We start from the raw sequence: 3,670 nt of genomic DNA on the forward strand, positions 1-3,670 counted from the left end.
TTTATAGTTTGGTTAGATGATTTTTTACCGGGTTTTAGAGAAAATCCAAGTCAATTTTTAGAAGTAGCTGAGGTTACAGATAGGTCTGATGGTAAATTAGCACATTTAGATGGGTTAAATTTTAGTAGAGCGTGGTGTTTGTATGAAATTGGAAATACATTACAAAATCAAAAAATGCTTAATCTTGCGAATAAGCATTTTCAGTATAGTTACACTCAAATGAATTCAGGTGAATATGCTGGATCACATTGGTTAGCATCTTTTGCGTTGTATGCAATTTTAAAAACTAATAAATAACAAGATATAAAGTACTATTTGTACTCTGTAATTCGCATTGTATTAGCCATTCCTCTATCCTTTACAGGCATTGAAGTAATATTTATTGCGTAGTCACCACTTTTTAAATAGCCTTTCTCGTGTGCCAATTTATTAATGTCTTCAATAGTTTGATCAGTGCTTACAAAATTATCGTAATAAATACCTTTTACGCCCCATAATAAATTTAGCATAGCTAAAATTCTTCTGTTTGAAGAAAATACCAATATGTGAGATTTTGGTCTCCACGATGAAATTTGAAAAGCTGTATACCCTGAATTTGTTAATGTAGTTATTACTTCGGCATTTATTGTAGTTGCCATTAATGAAGCTTGATGACAAATAGTATTTGATATAAATCGTTCATTTACGGAAAATACCGCTTGATTTGGAATTGAAATTAATGGAGAGTTTTCTACACTTTCTATAATTCTTCTCATTTGCTTAATTACTTCTAACGGAAATTCACCTACTGAAGTTTCTCCCGAAAGCATTACTGCATCGGCTCCATCCATAATTGAATTTGCTACATCGTTTACTTCAGCACGTGTTGGAACTTCACTTGAAATCATTGTTTCCATCATTTGTGTAGCAATAATTACAGGTTTATGTGCTTTTTTGGCAATTGCAACAAGACGTTTTTGAATTAAAGGAACTTGTTCCATTGGTACTTCAACACCTAAATCACCACGAGCAACCATAATACCATCACAATAAGGTATAATTTGATCAATATTTTCAATTGCTTCAGGTTTTTCAATTTTAGCAATAATAGGAATTTTGTAAGAAGAATTTTCTTTAACTAATTCGTTTAGTTTAATTAAATCTTCAGAATTTCTAACAAATGAAAGTGCTAACCAATCTACTTCCATTTTAATAGCAAATAAAGCGTCTTTAATATCTTTTTCTGTTAAAGCAGGTAATGATATTTTTGTATTAGGTAAATTAACTCCTTTTTTACTTTTTAATTTTCCGCCTCTTAAAACGGTGGTTTTAACTTCGTTTTTTCCATTAGTCTCTATAACTTCAAATAATAATTTTCCGTCATCAACTAATATATGTTCTCCAGCTTTAACGTCTTTAGGAAAGTTTTGATAAGTCATATAGGCTTTTTCAGAATCTCCCTCACATTTATCAGTAGTAAAAGTAAATGAATCACCTTCTTTTAATTTTACTTTTTCACCCATGACACCAACGCGTAATTTTGGGCCTTGTAAGTCAACTAATACAGCTACATTAAAACTTCTACGTTTATTAATTTCTCTTATTATTTTTATTTTTTCGGCAACATCGTCGTATTCAGCGTGTGAAAAATTAACTCTAAATACATTAACTCCAGCCTCCATCATTTCTTCAATTATTTCTCTGGTACTACATGCAGGTCCAAGTGTTGCTACAATTTTAGTGCGTTTTCTGTTTTTTGTCATAATTAAAATATTAAATGGTCTTTTGATTTTAGTGCGCTAGGTTCAATAGCATAGGATGTAATTATTTGTTGTATTTTATTTAATTTCCCAACTATTGTTCTAGCGTAATTTTGTTGATTACAACCTTCAATTTTTAAGAAGAAATCAACGTTCTTTTTTTCAGGAATTAAATAGGAAATGGTACTGTAATTACCTTCAAATAATCCTTCATTTTTCTGATTGTTTACAAGTTGTGAATACTTGTTATTTATTAAATAATAGTTTATAAAATTGTTTTCGTCTTTGTATTCAAATAGCGGAAATTCAGCATTAGAATCTTTAAAATCTAAACAGTGTTTAAACCTAATTAATTTAGTTTTTAAGTATGTATTTAAAAGATATGCTAACCTATAATCTTCTTCGGTTGAATGAATACCAATTAATAAATAATCATCTTCTAATTCTAATGTTAATATTGGCATATAAAGAATGAATATTGATATTGCAAAAATAGGATTGTTTAACTATAGTAACTAATATTTTCACGAAATCGTATTCGAGTACTATTATAAGTTAGTTATTTCATTTTGAAAAGCGAAATAAGCCCTTTTTGAGGCTATTTCCTCAGCTTTTTTCTTAGAGGTGGCTCTTCCTTTAGAAATTATTTTATCATCTAAAAAAAGCTTTACACTAAAATGTTTAGTCGGGTCATTTCCTGTATCTTCATAAACTTCATACAAAAATTCTTTTTTTTGTTTCTGACACCATTCAATAATTAAGCTTTTATAACTTGTAATTTTCCCTTCTAATTTTAACACATCAACATAAGGGGTTATAACTCTATAAAAGATAAATTTTTCACAATAACGATAGCCTCTATCTAAATAAATTGCGCCAATTAACGCTTCAAATATGTTTCCATGAATATCATCGCCAAATTTTGATCTTGCAACGTTGCTTTTTACAAAAAGTAATAAGTTAAAGTCTCTACCAAGTTCATTTAGGTGTTCTCTACTTACAATTTTAGAACGCATTTGAGTTAAATAACCTTCATCACCAGATGGTACTTCTTGAAATAAATGAGAAGCAATAACTGCACTTAGCATGGCATCTCCAAGAAATTCTAATCGTTCATAATTAATTTGAAGACCAGTTTTTTCATCCACTTCTCTTGTAGATCTATGAATAAATGCTTTTTTGTATAATTGTAAATCTTTAGGAGCGAAGCCTAATAGTTTTTTTAGTGAACGATAAAAAAACACTTCTTTTTTAGAACGAGTTTTTATTATTTTTTGAATGAATTTCATTCAGTTTTTTTGTTGTTAATCAAGTTTTTTAAGAAGTACACAAGCATTGTGTCCGCCAAACCCAAATGTATTGCTCATTGCAATTTTAACATCTCGTTTTTGAGCTTTATTAAACGTAAAATTTAATTTACTATCAATTTGATCATCATCGGTAAAATGATTTATAGTAGGAGGTACTATTCCGTGTTTTATTGCTAGTATTGAAGCAATGGCTTCAACAGCTCCGGCAGCACCTAATAAATGACCAGTCATTGATTTGGTTGAATTTATGTTTAGTTTATAAGCATGTTCACCAAATACTTCTACAATTGCTTTAGATTCAGCAATATCACCTAAAGGTGTTGATGTTCCATGCATATTTATAGCATCTACATCTTCTGGTTTTAAGCCAGCATCTTTTAAGCAGTTTAACATTACGTTTTTAGCACCTAATCCTTCAGGATGTGGAGCGGTAATGTGATAAGCATCAGCAGATAATCCACCTCCAGCTACTTCTGCGTAAATTTTTGCGCCTCTTGCGATGGCATGTTCGTATTCTTCCAAAATAAGTGTTCCAGCTCCTTCTCCTGAAACAAAACCATCACGGTCTTTATCAAAAGGACGTGATGCAGTTGCAGGATCATCATTTCTTGTAGAAAGTGC

Annotated in this window: 5 protein-coding genes; 1 reads left to right on the top strand and 4 read right to left on the bottom strand. The window is 30.4% G+C overall.

Annotation, left to right across the window (positions count from 1 at the left end; genetic code table 11):
• On the top strand, nt 1-297 hold a 297-nt coding region (locus tag Q0352_RS04670), incomplete at its 5' end, for a DUF2891 family protein (RefSeq protein ID WP_299524371.1).
• A 14-nt stretch (nt 298-311) separates the two neighbouring features.
• Here the strand turns inward: Q0352_RS04670 and pyk are convergent.
• The 4 genes from pyk to Q0352_RS04690 all read right to left on the bottom strand — a co-directional run.
• Nucleotides 312-1,742, bottom strand: coding sequence for a pyruvate kinase (gene pyk / locus Q0352_RS04675; protein ID WP_299524372.1), 1,431 nt, complete (start codon nt 1,740-1,742; stop codon nt 312-314).
• A gap of 2 nt (nt 1,743-1,744) precedes the next feature.
• The gene (locus tag Q0352_RS04680; RefSeq protein WP_299524373.1) at nt 1,745-2,203 is read right to left on the bottom strand and encodes an IPExxxVDY family protein; all 459 of its coding nucleotides are present in this window, start codon (nt 2,201-2,203) and stop codon (nt 1,745-1,747) included.
• A gap of 84 nt (nt 2,204-2,287) precedes the next feature.
• Nucleotides 2,288-3,028 (bottom strand): ribonuclease III, encoded by a 741-nt coding sequence (rnc, locus tag Q0352_RS04685; protein ID WP_299524374.1) that lies wholly within the window; start codon nt 3,026-3,028, stop codon nt 2,288-2,290.
• Nucleotides 3,029-3,043: 15 nt separating this feature from the next.
• Nucleotides 3,044-3,670, bottom strand: a 627-nt coding sequence (locus Q0352_RS04690) for a beta-ketoacyl synthase N-terminal-like domain-containing protein (RefSeq protein WP_299524375.1), incomplete at its 5' end; no start/stop codon positions are given.

Origin of the sequence: uncultured Lutibacter sp., from assembly GCF_937891065.1 — a bacterium.
Classification (GTDB): domain Bacteria; phylum Bacteroidota; class Bacteroidia; order Flavobacteriales; family Flavobacteriaceae; genus Lutibacter.

Excerpts from the sequence above, each read along its gene's own strand:
- Q0352_RS04680 (WP_299524373.1), bottom strand. The coding sequence starts at position 2,203 with ATGCCAATATTAACATTAGAATTAGAAGATGATTATTTATTAATTGGT.
- rnc (WP_299524374.1), bottom strand. The coding sequence starts at position 3,028 with ATGAAATTCATTCAAAAAATAATAAAAACTCGTTCTAAAAAAGAAGTG.
- pyk (WP_299524372.1), bottom strand. The coding sequence starts at position 1,742 with ATGACAAAAAACAGAAAACGCACTAAAATTGTAGCAACACTTGGACCT.